This is a genomic window from Mycobacterium sp. 852002-10029_SCH5224772 (assembly GCF_001667315.1).
Lineage (GTDB): Bacteria > Actinomycetota > Actinomycetes > Mycobacteriales > Mycobacteriaceae > Mycobacterium.
The window spans coordinates 1-2,118 of the sequence record NZ_LZHT01000045.1 but is presented as its reverse complement, the minus strand read 5'-3'; the positions used below and the strand labels follow the sequence as shown (position 1 = coordinate 2,118).

Sequence of the window (2,118 nt, the reverse complement as noted above, 5' to 3'; positions counted from 1 at the left end):
CCCCGCGACCGTGGGCGCCTCGAACACCGCTCGAACCGTCAGCCCGGCGTCGAGATCGGCGTTGATCGCGGTGATCAGCCGCATCGCGGACAGGGAGTCGCCGCCCAGGTCGAAGAAGGAGTCGTCGACCCCGACGCGCTCGACACCGAGCACCCGGGCGTAGATGGCGGCCAGGGTCTCCTCGAGGGCGTTGTCCGGCGCCCGGTAGCGATCGACGTCCCGGTAGTCCGGGGCCGGCAGGGCGCGGGTGTCGAGCTTGCCGTTGACCGTCAACGGCAGGGCGTCGAGCACCACCACCGCCGACGGCACCATGTAGGTGGGGAGCCGCTGACCCAACCGGGCCCGAATATCGGCGGGGTCAGCGGCTCCGGTCACATAGCCGACGAGACGCCTCTCGCCGGCACGATCTTCGCGGGCAATCACCGCGACTTGCTCGATACCCTCCAATTCGGCCAGCGCAGCCCGTATTTCACCCAATTCGATGCGATGGCCACGAAGCTTGACCTGCTCGTCGGCGCGGCCCACATAGTGCAACTGCCCGTCGTTGCGCCACCGGACGATGTCGCCGGTGCGATACATGCGTGTCGGGGGCGCTCCCGCGCCGACGAACGGGCACGCCACAAACCGCGACGCCGTCAGCCCCGCCCGGCCCAGATAACCGGCGCCCACCCCGGTGCCGGCGACGTACAACTCCCCCACCACGCCGGCGGGCACCGGGCGCAGGCATGCATCCAGCACGAAGAGCGCGGCCCCGGCCACCGGCGACCCGATTGCCGGTGGCCCGGACCCCGCTACCAGCGGCGCGCTGTGCGACACCCACATGGTGGTCTCCGTCGGGCCATACACGTTGACCATCACCCGATCGGGCGCCCATCGATCCGCCAGCTCACCCGGACAGGGCTCGGCGCCCACCACCAGCGTCACCGCCTCCAAGCCCTGCGGCGAAAGCATCCCCAGCGCCGACGGCGTCTGCGCCAACACCGTGACCCGCTCGTCAATCAGCGTGGCGTGCAGCTCTTCCGGCGAACGGTTCACCGAATCGGGTATCACCACGAGTCGGCCGCCGTGCAGCAGCGCGCCCCAGATCTCCCACACCGAGAAATCGAACGCCAGCGAATGGCACTGGCTCCACACCTGATCCGGCCCCAGCTCGACGCCGGCGTCCAGCGCACCAAACAGCTGCGTCACGTTCGCGTGGCTGACCGCCACCCCTTTGGGCACACCCGTGGTGCCCGAGGTGTAGATGACGTGCGCGACATCGTCAGGTTCCGGTCCCGCCGCGGCCACCGCCGTCGCCGAACAGGCCCGCAAGGTCGGGTCGTCGACCTCGACGACCACCCCGTCGAATTCGCCCAGCCGCGACCGCAACTCGGCACTGGTCACCACGACCCGCACACCGGCATCGGCGACCATGAACCCGATCCGCGCCGTCGGCACGGCCGGGTCCATCGGCACGTAGGCCGCGCCCGCCTTCAGCACGCCCACGATCGCGATCACCGCCTCGGCCGAACGCCCCAGCAATACGCCCACGCACTGGCCGCGGCGCACACCCTGACCAACCAGCAAGTGCGCCAACCGATTCGCGTCCGACTCCACTTCCTCATATGTCCACGAGCGGCCCGCGCACCTGATCGCCACCGCCCGCGGCACACGCTCCACCCAGGCGCCGAACAATGCCGGAACCGCAACCCCCGCCGTCGGCCGGTCCAACGCCGACCGATTGCCGAGCACAGCGAGACGGGCCCGCTCGTCGTCGTCGAGCACGTCGATCGAGGAGAGGCGTCGGTGCGGGTCAGCGGTCATGGCGACCAATACCCGCCGCAACCGTTCGGTCAGCGTCCGGATGCTGTTCGCGTCGAACAGGTCGGTGCGAAACTCGACGGCGCCGCCGATCCCGGCGGCCCGTCCGTCGCCGCTCCAGCGTTCGAACAAGGAGAACGTCAAATCCGTACGCGCAGTGCGGGTCTCCACCGGAATAGTGGTGATCTGCAGCTCACCCAGGCTCAGTTCGGCGGGATCGTTGCCCTGCCAGGCCAACATCACCTGCACCAGCGGATGATGCGTCAGCGAGCGGGTGGGGTTGAGCCGCTCCACTAGCAACTCGAACGGCACGTCCTG

General features: G+C 69.5%; 1 protein-coding gene. It reads right to left on the bottom strand.

Going from position 1 to position 2,118, the window contains the following annotated elements; all coding sequences use genetic code 11:
* Positions 1-2,118 (bottom strand): non-ribosomal peptide synthetase (locus A5775_RS10325; protein WP_156660653.1); only part of this gene is annotated, 2,118 nt, incomplete at both ends.